The following is a 15,430-nucleotide window of genomic DNA, read 5'->3' as shown; positions in this document are numbered from 1 at the left end:
TTTTCTCCTCAGCGGAATTTTAGGGCACGTTCATTTTTGTGTTTCGTATATCGGTCAATTCACGGGCCATGGCAACAAAGCCGGAGACCGGGATCGTTTCGGCGCGCCGGGTGGCGTCGACATCGGCCGCGGCAGCCAGCCTCGCCGGATCGACCGCGAGCGACTTGAGGCTCTGCCGCAGCATTTTGCGGCGCTGGCCGAAGGCCGCGGCCGCCACCTGCTCGAGCGCGCGGCGGTCGCATGGCTCAGGGTGCGCGCGCGGCACCAGCCGCACCACCGAGGAGGTGACCTTGGGCTGCGGCACGAAGGCGGCAGGCGAGATGTCGAACAGGATTTTGGTCTCGGCGCGCCAGTTGGCGAGCACCGCGAGCCGGCCATAGGCCTCGTCATTCTCGTTTGCGACGATCCGCTCGGCGACCTCGCGCTGGAACATCAGCACCATGATGTCGTACCAGGGCGGCCACGGTTCGACCGAGAGCCAGTCCACCAGCAAAGCGGTTGCGATATTGTAGGGCAGGTTGGCGACGATCTTGGCCCGCTCGCCGCCCAGCATCGGGCGCGGATCGAAATGCTGTGCGTCGGCGTGCACGATCTCGAGCCGGCCGGGATAGCGTTTGGCGATATAGTCGAGCGGCGCCAGCGCCCGCTCGTCGCGCTCGACCGCGATGACGCGTTTGGCGCCGAGCGCCAGCAGCGCCCGCGTCAGCCCGCCGGGGCCGGGGCCGATCTCGATCACGGTGGCGCCTTCCAGCGAACCGGCGGCGCGCGCGATCCTTGCCGTGAGATTGAGGTCGAGCAGGAAATTCTGCCCGAGCGATTTGCGCGCCGAAAGGGAGTGTTCGCGGATGACGTCGCGCAGCGGCGGCAGATCGTCGATCCCGCTCATGCCGTTCCGGCGCAGGCCATGCGCGCGGCGAGCCGCAGCGCTGCGATGAGGCTCGACGGATTGGCCTTGCCGGTGCCGGCAATGTCGAAGGCCGTGCCGTGATCCGGCGAGGTGCGGATGAACGGCAATCCCAGCGTGACGTTGACGGCGTCCTCGAACGCAATCGTCTTGATCGGGATCAGCGCCTGATCGTGATACATGCAGATCGCGCAGTCATAGGTTTTTCGCGCAGCGGCGTGGAACATCGTATCCGCCGGCAGCGGTCCCCGCGCGTCGATGCCGTCGCGGCGCAGGATCTCGATCGCGGGCGTGACGATGGTGATGTCTTCGGTGCCGAGCGAGCCTTCTTCGCCGGCATGCGGGTTGAGGCCGGAGACGGCCAGCCGCGGCGCGGCAACGCCGAAGCGGGCCTTGAGGTCCGCAACCGCAATGCGCGCCGTCGACACGATCAACTCGCTGGTGAGATCGGCGAGCGCATCGCGCAGCGAAACATGGATCGTTACCGGAACGACGGCGAGTGTCGGCGACCACAGCATCATCACCGGCTGCGGGGCAGGGCCGCCATTGGCCGCAAGTTCGGCGAGAAATTCGGTGTGGCCGGGATGACGGAATCCGGCGCGGTAGAGCACGCTCTTGGAAATCGGGTTGGTGACGACCGCGCTCGCTTGTCCGGTCCGGACATGGTCGACCGCGTGCCTGATAGAGGCGAGCGCGGCATTGGCGCTGGTGACATCCGGCTGGCCGGGCCGCGCCGTTGCGCTTTCACCGGTGGCGACCACGGGCAGCGCGTTCGCAAAGGTTGCGCGCGCGTCGTCGGGTCCGACATCGGCGAGTTCGACCTTCAGTCCGAGGATCTTTGCCCGCTCGGCGAAGAAGGCGCGGTCGCCGAGCAGATAGAATGGCGGGAGGTCCAGTTCACGGCGCCGCAGCCAGGCTTCGAGGGCGATATCGGGGCCGATGCCCGCGGGCTCGCCGGATGTCAGCGCAAGAGGCTTTGCCATCAGCGATATTCGATCATCGCGGCCTTGCGGACTTCGTCCAGATAATCCTTCGACTTCTTCTCGTATTTCTGCTGGAACATCTTGTCGCGGATTTCCCGCTTCTTCGGCGAATCGATCTTGGTCGGCTTCCTTTCGCACAGGGCCACCATCTCCACGCCCTGCTTGGTGATCTCGGGCGGCGTCAGATGACCGATCGGTGTCTTGTCGAGCAATTCGCGAAGCGGACCCGGAATGTCGGCCGAGGTCTTGGTCACGGTGGCGCGGATCGCCGCGTTCTGCATCGACTTGAAGTAGGCGTTGGCCTGTTCGCAGGTCTGGACGCGTTCGCGCAGGCTCTCGGCTTCCTTCTTTCGCAATTCGATCGTTGCTGGCGCCGACCCGCGCTGCACGATCAGGACGATCGGCTGCAGCTTGTATTCGAACGCCTCGGTCTGGACCGGTTCGCCGCCTTCCTGGGCGGCTTCGGCGACTTCTTTTTCGGCGATCTGCAGGCTTTCCTTGAAGCGGCCGCGCACCAGGCTGGTCCAAACCATTTCGGCCTTGAGGCGGGCCTTCAGGGTATCGGGCCGGACCCCCTGGGCTTCCAGTGTCTTCGTCAGTTGGTCGGTCGTAATTCGCATCCGCGAGCCCATCCCCGCATAGGCTTCATCGATGTCGCTCGAAGTGGGGTCGACGCCGAATCTCTTGGCTTCCTTGATCTTGACCTTTTCATTGATCAGTTCGTTGATCACGTCCTGCCGCGGCATCTGCTGGCGGGTCGTCAGGAAATTCAGCTTGGTGCGTTGTTCGATATCGTAGTTGGTGATGGGTTCGCCGTTGACCATCACGGCGACGGTCTGTGCGGCGAGCGGCGAGGCGCCAGATGTCAGGAGGCCGAGCACGATCGCGCAGCCGGCAATCAGCGACCACAGGCGTTGATGGGAGAGTTTTTGGGGCGTCATGGTCATGTCTGCCGTATCAACCAATTCGATTGTTGCGGTGCCACGGGCGCTCTCGCGCACGGGTCCGGCCACGCGCTATTGAATTCCGCCGACGCCGGCCGTTGAGCCTGAAGTCGCAATGGTCCGCAGGCCGATCTGGAACATGAACGAGTGGCTGAGCACCGGCGCGGTGGTGCCTGTGGTGTAGTTGTAGGATGTCACGTAGTTCGCAGCCAGCACGAAGCAGTCATCTACATAACCGGCGCCGACGATGTACTGGTTGATCTTGTTGGCTTCCAGATCCCAGCGTGCTCCGCCCGACACCACCCAGTTAGCCGCCACCTTGACCGAGGCGGAACCGAGCAGGCCTTCGCGTCGGGTCAGGTATCCGAGTTGCGGCTGCGCGGCATAATTGCCGTACATCAGACTGACCGACCAGCGGTCGAACGCCGCGCGGCCTTCGGCCTCGAAGCGGTTGACGTTGAGCGTCGCTTCATCCATGCGCGAACGCACGCTGAACGTATAGGTGCGGTTCGGCGAGTAATTGACGCGGGCGACGTAGTCGGACCGCGCGTTCTGCAGACCGGAGTCGACGCCGGTATTGGTCGCGTCCGCGACCGCAAACGAGTTCAACCCGAACAACTGGTAGGACTGTCCGAACAACGCGTTGATGCTGCCGCCGCGATCGAATTGCGTGGTCGCCTGCACGCCGACATTGGCCCGGCCGCCGCCTTCGACGCGGTCGTAGCCCGAGAACTTGTCGACCGAGAACAGGTTGCTGGCGTCGAACACCATGCTCTGCGCGTCTTCGTTGGGGAGCTTGCCGGCGTAGGTTTCATTGGGGCGAACGATGATCTGCGCGATCGGCTCGATCGTGGTGGTGCCCCAGGGCTGAACGTTGATGAAGGGATAGCGGTATTCGAGGCCGACGACCGGCATCAGGCGCAGCGCGTTGGTATCGCCGACCGGGAGGAAGTTCGAGACGCCGGGCTGGTTGGAGATCGAGGCGTTGATGGCGTCGGCGCGCAGGATCGCAAACGGCGTCCAGATCTCGCCCGCGGAATCGGTGAACGACCGCCGCCACTCCGCTTGAGCTGTGAACCGCGTGTAGGTACCGGGCATGCCGCGGAGCAGGCACTGCGAGGGCAGCCGCGCCATCGGATCGGCCGACGCGGTCAGGCACAGGCCGCTGGTGTTGGCCAGCGTCGTGATCGGATCGAACGCCGCGGTCGAGCGCGTCAGGCTGGTGAAGTTGGTCTGGTAGCTGAACTCGCCGCCGAAGATCGGGCTGTTGATCACGTTGCTGTAGTCGATGACCGGGTGAACAACCGGAACATAAGCCTGGTTGCCGGAGTAGCTCAGGTAATAGATCGTGCGCGCGTCGAAGTAGCTGCGACTGCCGACGCCGGTCAGATAAAGTTGCGAGATCGCTTCGGTCGGCAGATTGAGGAACGATTGCAGCGGATCGCGATACTGCGCGAGCCGGTAATCGGTCATGAAGGCGTAATCGGAAAGCGCCACGCCTTCCCAGCCCCAGGTCCATTTGTCGTTCAGTGCGAACTGACCCTTGGTATCGATGCCGCCGCGGAACTGGCGATCGCCGGGCTGGCCGGCATAGGCCGACGGGTTGAGCTGGTCGATGCCATAGGCGCGGATCTGGTAGGCGCCGTCGATCAGGCGCTGGCGGAATTCGCCCTGGAACAGCACGCCTTGCTTGCTGGTGAAGCGCGGATTGATGGTCGCGTCATAGTCCGGCGCGATCGCCCAGTAGAACGGGACTTCGACGCCGTAACCATAGCCCGTCACTGTGCTGAAGCCGGGCATCAGGAAGCCGGTTTTGCGCTTCACCGTGGGATCGGGCGTCGAGAAATACGGCAGATAGGCCATCGGCACGCCGAAGAATTCGAGCTGCGCGTTCTCGAAGTACAGCATCTTGTCGGTCTGGTCGTGGATGATGCGTGCACCCTTGACCTGCCACAAAGGCGGCTTCTTCGGATCGTCCTTGCAGGGCGCGCAGGCGGTGTACACGCCGTTTTCGAACACGGTGTAATTGCCGCTGGAACGGTCGGCGCGGGTTGCCGCCATCCGCGTCGCGTCCGCGGTGTCGACGCGCAGCGAATCGACGAAACCGTCACGGTAATCGTCGCTCAGATCCATGATGTTGGCGTAGGTGACCTTGCCGTCGGCGTCGGTCAGCCGAATGTTGCCCTCGGCGTGCAGGCGCTTGGTCTTCTGGTCGTAGATGACCTTGTCAGCCTCGATGCTGGTGCCGTTGTAGAACATCTGCACGTTGCCGACCGCCGACACGCGCTGATTGTTGTAGTCGTAGTCCACCTCGGTCGCCTGCACGAGCATCTGCCCGTCATTCTTGGCGGGCCGTGGCGGCGGCTTGGGCGGTCGCGGATTATAGGTGAAGGCCTGCGCCGAGGCCGGCACCGTCAGGGCAAGATCGATCGCTCCGGCGAAAACCAGGCCGGCGAGCAGGGCGATCACGGAGGCGCCGACGGCAGCCATGCGGGTTCGTTTGCGGCGCAGCAGAGTGCGCCGCCCGAACACGGGCGACCTCAACTGGAGGGCGGCGACAACGGCCACTACCCGTCCTCCTGGTACAACAAGGCCAAAAAGCCGGTGAGGCCACCCACACAGACGGGCAACCACGCCGCAGCGATCGGATGCATCAACTCAGCCTTGCTCAAATCCTCAGTAACTTTCGACAAAACGTAGAGCAGAAAGCCCGCACCCACGCCACTCAAAACCATCTTTTGCACGCCGCCCATCCGGAAGAAGCGCAAGCTGACGGAAGCCGCCAACATGACCATTGCAGCCAGCAAAAACGGCTGTGCGATGAGCTTATGGTACTGCAGCCGGTATCCCGCGGTCGCGAAGCCCGAGCTCTCGGATGATCGGATGTAGGTCGGTAGTTGCCAAAAAGACACGGTCTCGGGGGTCGAGAAGCTGTTGCGGACCTGGGCCGGGGTCAGGGTGGTGGTAAGATAGTAGCTGTCCTGGTCGGTCGGCGGCTTGTCGAGGGAGTATCTGCGTACCGATTTGAAGGCCCAGCGTCCTTCCTCGAGGGAGGCTTCGCGGGCTTCGATTCGCTCCTTGAACTGGAGGTCGGTATCGAAGCGGAACACGGTCAGCCCGGTCAGCCGGACGCCCTGCTGTTCGCTGCGGGCGGCATTGATGATGGACTGGCCGTCGCTGTTGATCTGGTTGAGCCAAAATCCCGATGCGTCCTGGATGCCGCCGCCCGGCGCCGAGCCGAACAGTTCGGCCTCCATCCGCTTGGAGAGTTCGCGCAGGTTCGCCGACATCGGATTGTAGGCGGTGGTCGCGATGATCCCGAGCAGGATCGAGCTGCCGAGCGCCGGTGCGATGAACTGCCAGGCGGAAACGCCGGCGGCGCGCGCGACCACCAGTTCAAGCCGCCGCGACAGCGCCAGGTAGCAGGTCATCGCGCCGATCAGGACGCAGAACGGCATCAGCTTTTCGAGCAGTTGCGGCACCCGGAACAGCGACGTCTCCGCCACCGTGATCGCGGAGGCCGACACCAGCCCTGAGGTCTTGCGGACCATTTCGATGTAATCGACCAGCACCAGCAGCACGAAAATGCTCGCAAAGACGCCCACGGCCGCGATCAGGAAGCGGCCGGCGAAATAGCGTCCGAGCGTATTGGTCATCATGTTCATGCGGCGACCGGCCGTCCGAACCACCGCGCGATGCGCGCGTTCGATCTGTTGATGGCTTCGATCAGCGCGGCCGGCGGCTCCACCACGATGCCGCCGAGAATCATCCACAGCCCGATGGCGATGGCGGCGATCAGCATCGAATACTGGACGAGGGCGGCGGCGGGGGTCTTAACCGTCATGACCGAACAGGCGAATCCCGCCATGCGGAGGCCGAACACCGCGAAAATCGATCCGCCGATCGAGAAATTGCGACTCTGGCGCGTAGTGCGCGGCGTGCCCAGAAACGCGAATGTCAGGACCGCGAATGCAAATGGATAGACCGGCGACAGCAACCGGTCATGCAGTTCGGCGTTGAACTGCCCGGATAATTTCTGGAAAATCGGATCGTCGTTCGGTGGAGAAAAAAGCTCCCAGAGATAACGTTCGCGAATTCCGAGCGTGACGTCGCGGCCTTGATTGGAGAATTTCGACATGTCGAAGGCATAGCGGCCGAAGGCCACCAGCGCCGGATCGCGTTTGCCGGCCTCGAAACGCTCGAGATTGCCGTTTTCCAGCACCAGATAGGAACCGCTCTCGTTCTTCAGCACCGTGCCGTGATCGGCGATGATGGTGACGCGCTCCTTGGGATCTCTGCGGTCGTCGACGAAGATGCCCGACAGCACGCCGCCGGGCAGACGTTCGCGGATGCGAATCGTCAGGTTCTGGTCGAGCTGGGCGAAGCGTCCGGGCTGCAGGATGTTGGTCAGGATGTCGGCGGTGATTTCGGCATCCCATTGCTTGATCCGGCGCATGCCGTCGGGGGCGAGATAGGCGCCGATAAAAGCCACCATCAATGCCACCACGCAGGTGGCGTAGAAGAACGGGCGGAACAGCCGGAACGGCGAGAAGCCGGCGGCATTCATCACGATGATTTCGGAATCGGTCGCGAGCTTGTTCAGGGTGTGCGAGATCGCGATCATCAGCGCGATCGGCGCGATGATCAGCACCAGCGCCGGGATCACCAGGCTGGTGATGCCGAGAAAGGTAATGATGGTCTGGCCCTGGCTCGTCATCAGGTCGATGCCGCGCAACGCCTGCGTAATCCAGATCACGCCGGTGAGGCTGACCAAGACCAGCGCAAACGACGCAAGCGTCGTGCGGAAAATGTACTTGTCGATCGACCCCATCGCTACCGTACGGTCCCACCCTTGCGCCCCAAAGAGCGGCTTCCGACCAACCCCGGTCAAGAGGTCCCCTTTGGTCGCGCCGCCCGCCGTCCAGTCGTCTACATTCTCACTACCATCCCTTTGATCCGTCAACAAAATGGCCGGGCCGTGGCACCCTCAGGATATGGTTAATAATTCACTTGATGTGGCCTTCCGGCCACGCCAGCGCTTGGCAGTGTGGCGCTTCACAGGCCATAGTGCCGGAAACCGGCGGTCTTGAAGCGATTTCGGGCCGTTGCCGATGTAAAAACCAAAAATATCCCGGGCCGCGCCCGGGCCATCTTATGCTCTGCACACAGCCCTGAATTCTGGAGGATTTGCCTATGTCCGACGCCGTCAAGGTCGGCTTTGTTCCGTTTTCCGCAGCGTCGCGCGGCGTTCTCGTGGTGTTTTGCGACGACGCGCTGAAATTCGGGACGGCAACGCGGAAGGCGCTGGGAGCGGCGGCCAATACCGTCAAGCGCGCGGCGGCGGCCAACCAGTTCAAGGGCAAGAGCGGGTCGGCGCTCGACATCCCGGCGCCGGAGGGAATCAAGGCGGACCGTCTGATCGTCGTCGGCACCGGCAAGCCGGCCGACATCAAGGCCAAGGACTTTCTCAAATTCGGTGGCGTGACGGCGGGTAAGCTCAACGCCGCCAGCGCGACCGTTACCATCATCGCCGAATTGCCTGACGGCGCGATGCACGCCGATGCCGCGGCCGGGATCGCGTCGGGCATCCGGCTGCGCGCCTATAAATTCGATCGCTACAAGACCAAGAAGAAAGACGAGAACGGCGCCTTGCGTGCCGACATTTCGATTGCCGTCGGCGATGTCGCCGAGGCACGGAAGGCCTTCGCGCCCGCGTCGCATGTCGTCGATGGCGTGATCATCGCGCGCGAACTCGTCAACGAGCCGCCGAACGTGCTTTATCCGGTCGAATTCGCGCGCCGCGCCAGCCAGCTCAAGAAGCTCGGCGTCGATATCGAGGTGCTCGACGTCAAGGCGATGACGAAACTCGGCATGGGCGCCTTGCTCGGCGTGGCCCAGGGTTCCACGCAGCCCGGCCGCGTGGTGATCATGCGCTGGAACGGCGGCAAGAAGGGCGATCAGCCCGTCGCTTTCGTCGGCAAGGGCGTCTGCTTCGATACCGGCGGCATTTCCATCAAGGGCGCCGCCGGCATGGAAGACATGAAGGGCGACATGGGCGGGGCGGCCTGCGTGGTCGGGCTGATGCACGCGCTGGCCGCGCGCAAAGCACGGGTCAACGCAGTCGGCGCCATCGGTCTGGTCGAGAACATGCCCGACGGCAATGCCCAGCGCCCGGGCGACATCGTCACCTCGATGTCGGGGCAAACGATCGAGATCATCAACACCGACGCCGAGGGCCGCCTGGTGCTGGCCGACGTGCTCTGGTACGTGGCAAAGAAGTTCAAGCCCAAATTCATGATCGATCTGGCGACGCTTACCGGGGCCATCATGGTCGCGCTCGGCACCCAGCATGCCGGGCTGTTTTCCAACAATGACGAACTGGCGGAGCGGCTGACCAAGATCGGCCTCGATACCGACGAACGCGTCTGGCGCATGCCGCTTGGTCCCGATTACGACAAGATGATCGACTCGCAATTCGCCGACGTGAAGAACGCCGGCGTGCGCAATGGCGGTTCGATCACCGCCGCACAGTTCCTGCAGCGATTCGTCGACGACACGCCGTGGGCGCATCTCGACATTGCGGGAACCGCGATGGGGGCGCCGAAAACCGAAATCAATCACAGTTGGGGTTCGGGCTACGGCGTTCGCCTGCTGGATCAGCTGGTTACGGAATATTACGAAGCCAAGAAATAGCTTGAGCGCAAGCAACGGCTTGAGTGAATACCACGACAAACCGCCGAGGTCGGATGACGGAAGTCCTGTTCTACCATCTGCAGAACATGTCGCTTGAAAGCGTGTTGCCGCCCTTGCTGGAAAAATCGCTGGAGCGCGGCTGGCGCGTGGTCGTGCAATCGACCTCGCAGGAACGCACCGAGGCGCTCGACGCCCACTTGTGGACCTACAGCGACGATTCGTTCCTGCCGCACGCCACCTGGCGCGCCGCCGATGCGCCGGACCACCCCGTCATCCTGTCGGTCGAGGAGGGCAATCCGAACCGCGCTAACGTCAGGTTCCTGATCGACAATGCGGCGCTGCCGGCCGACGCCGACAGCTACGAGCGGCTGGTGCTGGTTTTCAACGGCGACGACACCGAGGCGCTGGACGTGGCGCGCGGCGCCTGGACCGATTGCAAGGCCCGCGGATTTGAGGTGACCTACTGGCAGACCGACGACCGCGGCCGGTGGCAGCGACGGCAATAGCGATATCCGGCAATTAATGATAATCTGCGGTTTCTGCCTCGAACCTTGCGCGCAGCCACGGTCGTGCCGCAAAGTGGTGTTGGGACAAGTAGTTACAGTACGGGGTTACGGTAGGGCGGGAGCCAGGGTCTAGCGTGCGGGACGGAACCATCGGTCGAAAATCACTGCTGACGTTGATGTTGCTCGGGCCGGTACTCGCGGGCTGCTCGGGCACGCCCGATTGGCTGAGCAAGGATGCCGACTGGTTCTCGCGTTCCGGCCGCGTGTTCATCCGCAACGTTTCGATCGAAACCCCGCCATTGTCGCCGACCAGGGCGGTGGCGCCGGATGAACTCGTCAGTGCCGACGGCGCCTGTCCGGGAATGGCAGCGCCCGGCGCGGACGCCAACGCGCTCGCCGATGGTGCTGCAGGCAGCCCGCCACCTTCGACGACGGGAACGGTGGCGCTTGGCCATACCGAATGCGACGTGGTGCGCGGCATCGGCGCGCCTGACAGCGTCAATCTTTCAAATAACGCGCGTGGCGATCGCATGGTCGTCGTCAACTACTCGCACGGCCAGCGCGCCGGCATCTACACCTTTACCGCCGGACGCCTGACGTCGATCGAACGCGGCGCCGAGCCGGTGGCGCAGCCAAAGGTCGCCAAGCCGAAGGCAAAGAAGAAGCCCGCCGCGACGTAAGCGTCATCGCAGCCGAAGCTCGAAGACGCGTTATCCCGCCGCTTTGTCGTATTGCGAACTTGCCTCGAGCCAGACTTCTTCGGCGCGCTGCAACGCGCTTGCGGCGCCGGCGCGCGCCTTGCTGAGCTGGGTGGCCTGCTTGGGATCGCGGCTGAACAGATCCGGCAGCGCCAGTGCGGTGTCGATCTTGGCGATGATGCCGTTGATGCGTTCGATCTCGGCCTCGGCCTCGGCGATCTTCTGCTTCAGCGGTGTCCGCTTTTCGCTCTTTCCGCGTTCCGGCTTGGCGGTTTCCCGGACGTTTTCGCGCTCGTTGCCGCGGTCGCGTGAGTTGGTGCGCATGCCGCGCGCCGACAGCACCATGCGCCTGTAGTCATCGAGGTCGCCGTCATAGGTCGTGACCTTCTGATCGGCGACGACCCACAACTGATCGGCGCAGGCTTCGATCAAATAGCGGTCGTGCGAGACCATGATGACGGCGCCCGGATAATCGTTGATCGCTTCGGCCAATGCCGCGCGGCTGTCGATATCGAGATGGTTGGTCGGCTCGTCGAGGATGATCATGTTGGGGGCTGCGAATGTGGCAAGGCCGAGCAGCAGCCGGGCTTTCTCGCCGCCGGACAGGCTCTTGACCAGGGTATCGCCGGCCTTGCCGGAGAAGCCGATCGCGCCGACGCGCGCGCGCACCTTGCTCTCGGGCATGTCGGGCATCAGCTTGCGGACGTGATCGTAGGGCGAGCCGTCCAGGTTGAGCTCATCGACCTGATGCTGCGCGAAATAGCCGACCGACAATTTCTCCGCGCGGGTGACCCGGCCGGAGAACGGCGGCAGCTTGCCCGCCAAAAGCTTGACCAGCGTCGACTTGCCGTTGCCGTTGGAGCCGAGCAGGGCGATGCGGTCGTCGGTGTCGATGCGCAGCGTGACGCGGTTGAGCACGGGCTTCTTCGGATCGTAGCCGACCGAAACCTCATCGACCGCGATGATCGGCGGCGACAGCATTTTTTCCGGCGCCGGAAATGAAATCTCGCGCACGTCCTGGGTTACCAGCGCGGTGACCGGCTTCATCCGCTCCAGCATCTTGACGCGCGACTGGGCCTGGCGGGCCTTGGAGGCCTTGGCCTTGAAGCGGTCGACGAAGGCCTGCAGCCGCTTGCGCTCGTCGGCCTGGCGCTTGGCGTGCTTGGCATCCAGCATCTCGCGGGTGGCGCGCTGTTCCTCGAACGAGGAATAGGTCCCCTTGTAGAGGGTCAGCTTGCCGCGATCGAGATGCAGGATCTGGTCGACCGAAGTGTCGAGCAGATCGCGATCATGGCTGATAACGATGACCGTGCGCGGATAGTTCGCCAGATGATCTTCCAGCCAGAGCGTGCCTTCGAGGTCGAGATAGTTGGTGGGTTCGTCCAGCAGCAACAGATCCGGCGCCGAGAACAGCGTCGCGGCGAGCGCCACACGCATGCGCCAGCCGCCGGAGAACTCCGAACAGGACCGCGCCTGATCCGCCGTTGAAAATCCGAGCCCGCTCAGGATCGCAGCGGCGCGCGCCGGCGCGGAGTGCGCGTCGATGTCGACGAGCCGGGTCTGGATTTCGGCAATCCGGTGCGGATCGTGGGCGGTTTCGGCTTCCTGCAGCAGCGCGTCGCGCTCCAGATCGGCCTTCAGCACCACGTCGACGAGGCTTTCCGGGCCGTCGGGCGCTTCCTGCGCGAGGCTGCCGATCCGCCAGCGGGGTGGCAAGGAGATGCTTCCGGACTCGAGCGGCAGGTCGCCGCGAATCGCGTGGAACAGCGTCGATTTGCCGACGCCGTTGCGGCCGACAAAGCCGACGCGCGCGCCGGGCACGATCTGTGCCGAGCTATCGTCGATCAGGAGCCGTCCGGCAATCCGGATCGAAATATCAGTGATTGAAAGCATGCGGCCTTGTCACCGGTGCCGCTCGCAAACGCAACCCATAAATCGGTGAAATCGGCCGCTAATCGGCCGCTCCTTGGGCCCTTAATGCAGTTCGGCGTCGTGCCGGCGAAGTTGATCCATAAGCTGCCGCAACGGCTGTGACAGCTCGGTCTCCGGGTGCAGGCTCTGCTGTAGCCGTTCGCCGACGGCATCGCAGATCGAGCGGGATGTCTTGTGATCGATTGGCTCGGAATCGCTGTTGTTTTGGGCATTCATGGCTGGTCTCTCGCGTGTTCCGCCCCGCAGGTTTCGCTGGGATCAATGATCTGTTGCTGAACCAAGTCGCGGAGGGCCATTTTGTTTCCGCGTTGTATGATCACATGCGTTCGCGCGCTGATAGCCGGACCGCAAACGTGCGATTGGTTCCGGCGAATCAAAAAAAGCCCCGGCGCGGTGGCCGGGGCGTCCAGTCAGGGGAGCTCACGTCAAATCAATAGCAGCGGTTGACCAGCCTCCAGCGCGGGCCCCAGGGGGTTCCGACCAACTGGCGCACATAGCAGCCGCCGCCATAGCCATATCCGCCGCCGTAATAGGCCGGGCCGCCGACGAAGAAGCGGGGACCACCCCAGCCGCGGTGCCAACCACCATGCCAGCCACCGCCGTGCCAACCGCCACCACCGTGCCATCCACCCCAGGCCGAGGCGGAGGTAGGCGCCAACGCGGCTACACCCAGCGAAGCCGCGGCCACTGCAACAAGCGCGAGTTTGCGAAACATGATCGTCTCCTCGAGGTTTCGGCGCTGTCAGACGCCATCGGTGAAATCGCCTCCCGTGACGCCTCTGGCCAGCCTGCGGGCTGAAGGAGGCGTCCGATCGAGGATGATCCTAGGCCGGCGAAGCTGAACGAAGCCGGGACGGCGGTTTCAGAAAGGGTTCACCTTTGTGAAATTGCTGTAATTTGCCGCCCGTTGGCGTTTTGGGCTGACGGCGCTTCGGGGCTGTGGTTCGCGTCATGAAAGCGCGGCAAAACCGATGGGTTGACGCGTCATCGGGTCGCTTGCCGTCGTGAGGTGGCGCCGATATAAGCCCGGCAACTCTCACCCGGCGTTTTGTAAGGACGAAAACATGGCGATTGAACGCACTTTCTCGATTATCAAGCCCGACGCGACCGAGCGTAATCTGACCGGCGCGGTCAACGCGATCATCGAGAAGGCGGGCTTGCGGATCGTGGCCCAGAAGCGGATTCGCATGACCCGCGAGCAGGCCGAAACCTTCTATGCCGTGCACAAGGCGCGTCCTTTCTTCGGCGAACTGGTCGACTTCATGACCTCGGGTCCGGTCGTGGTTCAGGTGCTGCAGGGCGAGGGCGCCGTGCTCAAGTACCGCGACGTGATGGGCGCCACCGATCCGTCGAAGGCGGCTGACGGCACCATCCGCAAGGTTCACGCCAAGTCGATCGGCGAAAACTCGGTGCATGGTTCGGATGCGACGGAAACCGCCGCGATCGAAATCGCGCAGTTCTTCTCCGGCAACGAAATCGTCGGCTAAACAGCTTGGGCGGCGTGCAATCGCCGCCCACACCGGCCGCAAGGCCCAACTGAAGATGGCCGCAAGGCCGAAAACAATGCGGCCCGCGAGGCCGAAGAAGGAAGCGCCGTGAACTGGCTGTGGCAGATCTTCGATCCGGCGAACATCGGAGCGTTCGTCACCCAGTTTCAGACTGAAATGACCCAACCGGCATTCTGGGTCGCGGTCGGCAAGATCATCTGGATCAACGTGCTGCTGTCCGGCGACAACGCGCTGGTGATCGCGCTGGCCTGCCGCGGGCTTGAGCCACGGCATCGGCTGTGGGGCATGATCCTGGGCGCCGGCGCCGCAGTCATCCTGCGCATCATCTTCACCGGAATTGTCGCAACCCTGATGGCGCTGCCGTACCTCAAGTTGGTCGGCGGGCTGGCGCTGATCGTGATCGCGGCGAAGCTGCTGGTGCCCGAGCAGGAAGATGAGGAGGGCGTCGAATCCGCCTCCCATCTGTGGGCGGCGGTGCAGATCGTCGTCGTCGCCGATATCGTGATGAGCCTCGACAATGTGATCGCGGTGGCCGCCGCCGCCAACGGCAGCGTGCCGCTGTTGGTGCTCGGGCTTGCGATCAGCGTTCCCCTGATCGTCGCAGGTGCCGCCCTGATCATGGCGCTGCTGACGCGGCTGCCGATCCTGGTGTGGGCGGGTGCAGCTTTGCTCGGCTGGATCGCCGGCGACGTGATTGCAACCGATCCTGCCATTCACCCGAAGCTGGACGCGTTGTTGTCGGGCCCGTTCGGCGTCAAGCTCGATTCGATGCTGGCGTCGTTCGGCGCGGCGCCGCACTTTGCCAATCACGGCAATGGCGGCGAACTGGTTTGCGCCGGGCTCGGCGTGATCGTGGTGCTGGTCGTCGGCGCGATCTGGCGCAAGCGCACGCTGCAAAAGCACGCCGCGCATTCCGCGAAAGCGGCGTAAGCGGAGCAATGCAATCAGCCCGGCCGTAACGCCGCATTCGCCTTGCGCAGCGCATACCTGTACGCGCCGGGCCATGTTAGCATCGAGGCGTTCTGCGGTTGCGGAGCTGCACCAATGGCGTTCAAACCGCCCGTTGTCACCGAGATGGACCTGCTGCGCGCGCGCAGGATCGTGTGCGCATTGGCACCTCTCAAGGGGCTCTCGGCCGACGATGCCGAAATCGTTGCGAGAACCATTGCTCAAAGTTTTGCCGAGGGGCGCCAGCGCGGTCTTGATATCGCCAAGGCCGAGCTGGAAGGTAGCCTCGCAGGACCGAGCGTCTGAGGCGCCAC

General features: G+C 63.7%; 15 protein-coding genes. 6 read left to right on the top strand and 9 right to left on the bottom strand.

Going from position 1 to position 15,430, the window contains the following annotated elements; genetic code table 11:
• Positions 1–19 precede the first annotated feature (19 nt).
• The 6 genes from rsmA to lptF all read right to left on the bottom strand — a co-directional run bounded on the left by rsmA (position 20) and on the right by lptF (position 7,662).
• Positions 20–886: a 16S rRNA (adenine(1518)-N(6)/adenine(1519)-N(6))-dimethyltransferase RsmA gene (gene rsmA, locus BLR13_RS00625; protein ID WP_074828758.1), complete on the bottom strand. Its 867-nt coding sequence runs from the start codon at positions 884–886 to the stop codon at positions 20–22.
• Positions 883–1,887, bottom strand: a complete 1,005-nt coding sequence (pdxA, locus tag BLR13_RS00620) for a 4-hydroxythreonine-4-phosphate dehydrogenase PdxA (RefSeq protein WP_074828760.1) — start codon at positions 1,885–1,887, stop codon at positions 883–885. The genes rsmA and pdxA overlap by 4 nt, the downstream gene beginning before the upstream one ends.
• On the bottom strand, positions 1,887–2,828 hold the full coding sequence (locus tag BLR13_RS00615) for a SurA N-terminal domain-containing protein (protein ID WP_074832172.1): 942 nt from the start codon (positions 2,826–2,828) through the stop codon (positions 1,887–1,889). The genes pdxA and BLR13_RS00615 overlap by 1 nt, the downstream gene beginning before the upstream one ends.
• A gap of 75 nt (positions 2,829–2,903) precedes the next feature.
• Positions 2,904–5,321: an LPS-assembly protein LptD gene (locus BLR13_RS00610; RefSeq protein ID WP_171945060.1), complete on the bottom strand. Its 2,418-nt coding sequence runs from the start codon at positions 5,319–5,321 to the stop codon at positions 2,904–2,906.
• 77 nt (positions 5,322–5,398) lie between these two features.
• A complete protein-coding gene (lptG, locus tag BLR13_RS00605) occupies positions 5,399–6,496 on the bottom strand; it encodes an LPS export ABC transporter permease LptG (RefSeq protein ID WP_074828768.1) in 1,098 nt (365 codons plus the stop codon).
• Positions 6,493–7,662, bottom strand: coding sequence for an LPS export ABC transporter permease LptF (gene lptF / locus BLR13_RS00600; protein WP_074828771.1), 1,170 nt, complete (start codon positions 7,660–7,662; stop codon positions 6,493–6,495). Before lptF ends, lptG begins: the two co-directional genes overlap by 4 nt.
• Before the next feature lie 362 nt (positions 7,663–8,024).
• Between lptF and BLR13_RS00595 the strand changes: the two genes are divergently transcribed.
• The 3 genes from BLR13_RS00595 to BLR13_RS00585 all read left to right on the top strand — a co-directional run bounded on the left by BLR13_RS00595 (position 8,025) and on the right by BLR13_RS00585 (position 10,710).
• Complete coding sequence (locus BLR13_RS00595) at positions 8,025–9,524, top strand: leucyl aminopeptidase (protein WP_074828774.1); 1,500 nt, start codon at positions 8,025–8,027, stop codon at positions 9,522–9,524.
• A gap of 53 nt (positions 9,525–9,577) precedes the next feature.
• Entirely contained in the window at positions 9,578–10,030 is a 453-nt protein-coding gene (locus BLR13_RS00590) for a DNA polymerase III subunit chi (protein WP_074828776.1), read from the top strand.
• Between the two features lie 176 nt (positions 10,031–10,206).
• Positions 10,207–10,710 (top strand): hypothetical protein, encoded by a 504-nt coding sequence (locus tag BLR13_RS00585; RefSeq protein ID WP_074828777.1) that lies wholly within the window; start codon positions 10,207–10,209, stop codon positions 10,708–10,710.
• A gap of 30 nt (positions 10,711–10,740) precedes the next feature.
• On the opposite strand, the gene BLR13_RS00580 is transcribed toward BLR13_RS00585, so the two are convergent.
• The 3 genes from BLR13_RS00580 to BLR13_RS00575 all read right to left on the bottom strand — a co-directional run bounded on the left by BLR13_RS00580 (position 10,741) and on the right by BLR13_RS00575 (position 13,375).
• The gene (locus BLR13_RS00580; protein ID WP_074828779.1) at positions 10,741–12,621 is read right to left on the bottom strand and encodes an ABC-F family ATP-binding cassette domain-containing protein; all 1,881 of its coding nucleotides are present in this window, start codon (positions 12,619–12,621) and stop codon (positions 10,741–10,743) included.
• Positions 12,622–12,702: 81 nt separating this feature from the next.
• Positions 12,703–12,876 (bottom strand): hypothetical protein, encoded by a 174-nt coding sequence (locus BLR13_RS41005; RefSeq protein WP_171945006.1) that lies wholly within the window; start codon positions 12,874–12,876, stop codon positions 12,703–12,705.
• 214 nt (positions 12,877–13,090) lie between these two features.
• Positions 13,091–13,375 carry a sulfur globule protein precursor gene (locus tag BLR13_RS00575; RefSeq protein WP_074828782.1) on the bottom strand — a complete coding sequence of 95 codons (285 nt, stop codon included), beginning with the start codon at positions 13,373–13,375 and terminating at the stop codon, positions 13,091–13,093.
• A gap of 349 nt (positions 13,376–13,724) precedes the next feature.
• Here BLR13_RS00575 and ndk point away from each other — a divergent pair, with 349 nt between their 5' ends.
• The 3 genes from ndk to BLR13_RS00560 all read left to right on the top strand — a co-directional run bounded on the left by ndk (position 13,725) and on the right by BLR13_RS00560 (position 15,422).
• Positions 13,725–14,147, top strand: a complete 423-nt coding sequence (gene ndk / locus BLR13_RS00570; RefSeq protein WP_074828784.1) for a nucleoside-diphosphate kinase — start codon at positions 13,725–13,727, stop codon at positions 14,145–14,147.
• 108 nt (positions 14,148–14,255) lie between these two features.
• Positions 14,256–15,098 carry a TerC family protein gene (locus BLR13_RS00565; protein ID WP_074828786.1) on the top strand — a complete coding sequence of 281 codons (843 nt, stop codon included), beginning with the start codon at positions 14,256–14,258 and terminating at the stop codon, positions 15,096–15,098.
• A 114-nt stretch (positions 15,099–15,212) separates the two neighbouring features.
• Entirely contained in the window at positions 15,213–15,422 is a 210-nt protein-coding gene (locus tag BLR13_RS00560) for a hypothetical protein (RefSeq protein ID WP_074828789.1), read from the top strand.
• Positions 15,423–15,430: the final 8 nt, after the last annotated feature.

It is taken from the genome of Bradyrhizobium ottawaense, assembly GCF_900099825.1.
GTDB lineage: Bacteria > Pseudomonadota > Alphaproteobacteria > Rhizobiales > Xanthobacteraceae > Bradyrhizobium > Bradyrhizobium ottawaense_A.
This window is presented reverse-complemented; position numbering and strand designations above follow the sequence as displayed.

Excerpts from the sequence above, each read along its gene's own strand:
- BLR13_RS00585 (WP_074828777.1), top strand. The coding sequence starts at position 10,207 with ATGTTGCTCGGGCCGGTACTCGCGGGCTGCTCGGGCACGCCCGATTGG.
- BLR13_RS41005 (WP_171945006.1), bottom strand. The coding sequence starts at position 12,876 with ATGAATGCCCAAAACAACAGCGATTCCGAGCCAATCGATCACAAGACA.
- BLR13_RS00595 (WP_074828774.1), top strand. The coding sequence starts at position 8,025 with ATGTCCGACGCCGTCAAGGTCGGCTTTGTTCCGTTTTCCGCAGCGTCG.
- lptF (WP_074828771.1), bottom strand. The coding sequence starts at position 7,662 with ATGGGGTCGATCGACAAGTACATTTTCCGCACGACGCTTGCGTCGTTT.
- BLR13_RS00590 (WP_074828776.1), top strand. The coding sequence starts at position 9,578 with ATGACGGAAGTCCTGTTCTACCATCTGCAGAACATGTCGCTTGAAAGC.
- lptG (WP_074828768.1), bottom strand. The coding sequence starts at position 6,496 with ATGAACATGATGACCAATACGCTCGGACGCTATTTCGCCGGCCGCTTC.
- pdxA (WP_074828760.1), bottom strand. The coding sequence starts at position 1,887 with ATGGCAAAGCCTCTTGCGCTGACATCCGGCGAGCCCGCGGGCATCGGC.
- rsmA (WP_074828758.1), bottom strand. The coding sequence starts at position 886 with ATGAGCGGGATCGACGATCTGCCGCCGCTGCGCGACGTCATCCGCGAA.
- BLR13_RS00615 (WP_074832172.1), bottom strand. The coding sequence starts at position 2,828 with ATGACGCCCCAAAAACTCTCCCATCAACGCCTGTGGTCGCTGATTGCC.
- BLR13_RS00610 (WP_171945060.1), bottom strand. The coding sequence starts at position 5,321 with ATGGCTGCCGTCGGCGCCTCCGTGATCGCCCTGCTCGCCGGCCTGGTT.
- BLR13_RS00575 (WP_074828782.1), bottom strand. The coding sequence starts at position 13,375 with ATGTTTCGCAAACTCGCGCTTGTTGCAGTGGCCGCGGCTTCGCTGGGT.
- BLR13_RS00560 (WP_074828789.1), top strand. The coding sequence starts at position 15,213 with ATGGCGTTCAAACCGCCCGTTGTCACCGAGATGGACCTGCTGCGCGCG.
- ndk (WP_074828784.1), top strand. The coding sequence starts at position 13,725 with ATGGCGATTGAACGCACTTTCTCGATTATCAAGCCCGACGCGACCGAG.
- BLR13_RS00580 (WP_074828779.1), bottom strand. The coding sequence starts at position 12,621 with ATGCTTTCAATCACTGATATTTCGATCCGGATTGCCGGACGGCTCCTG.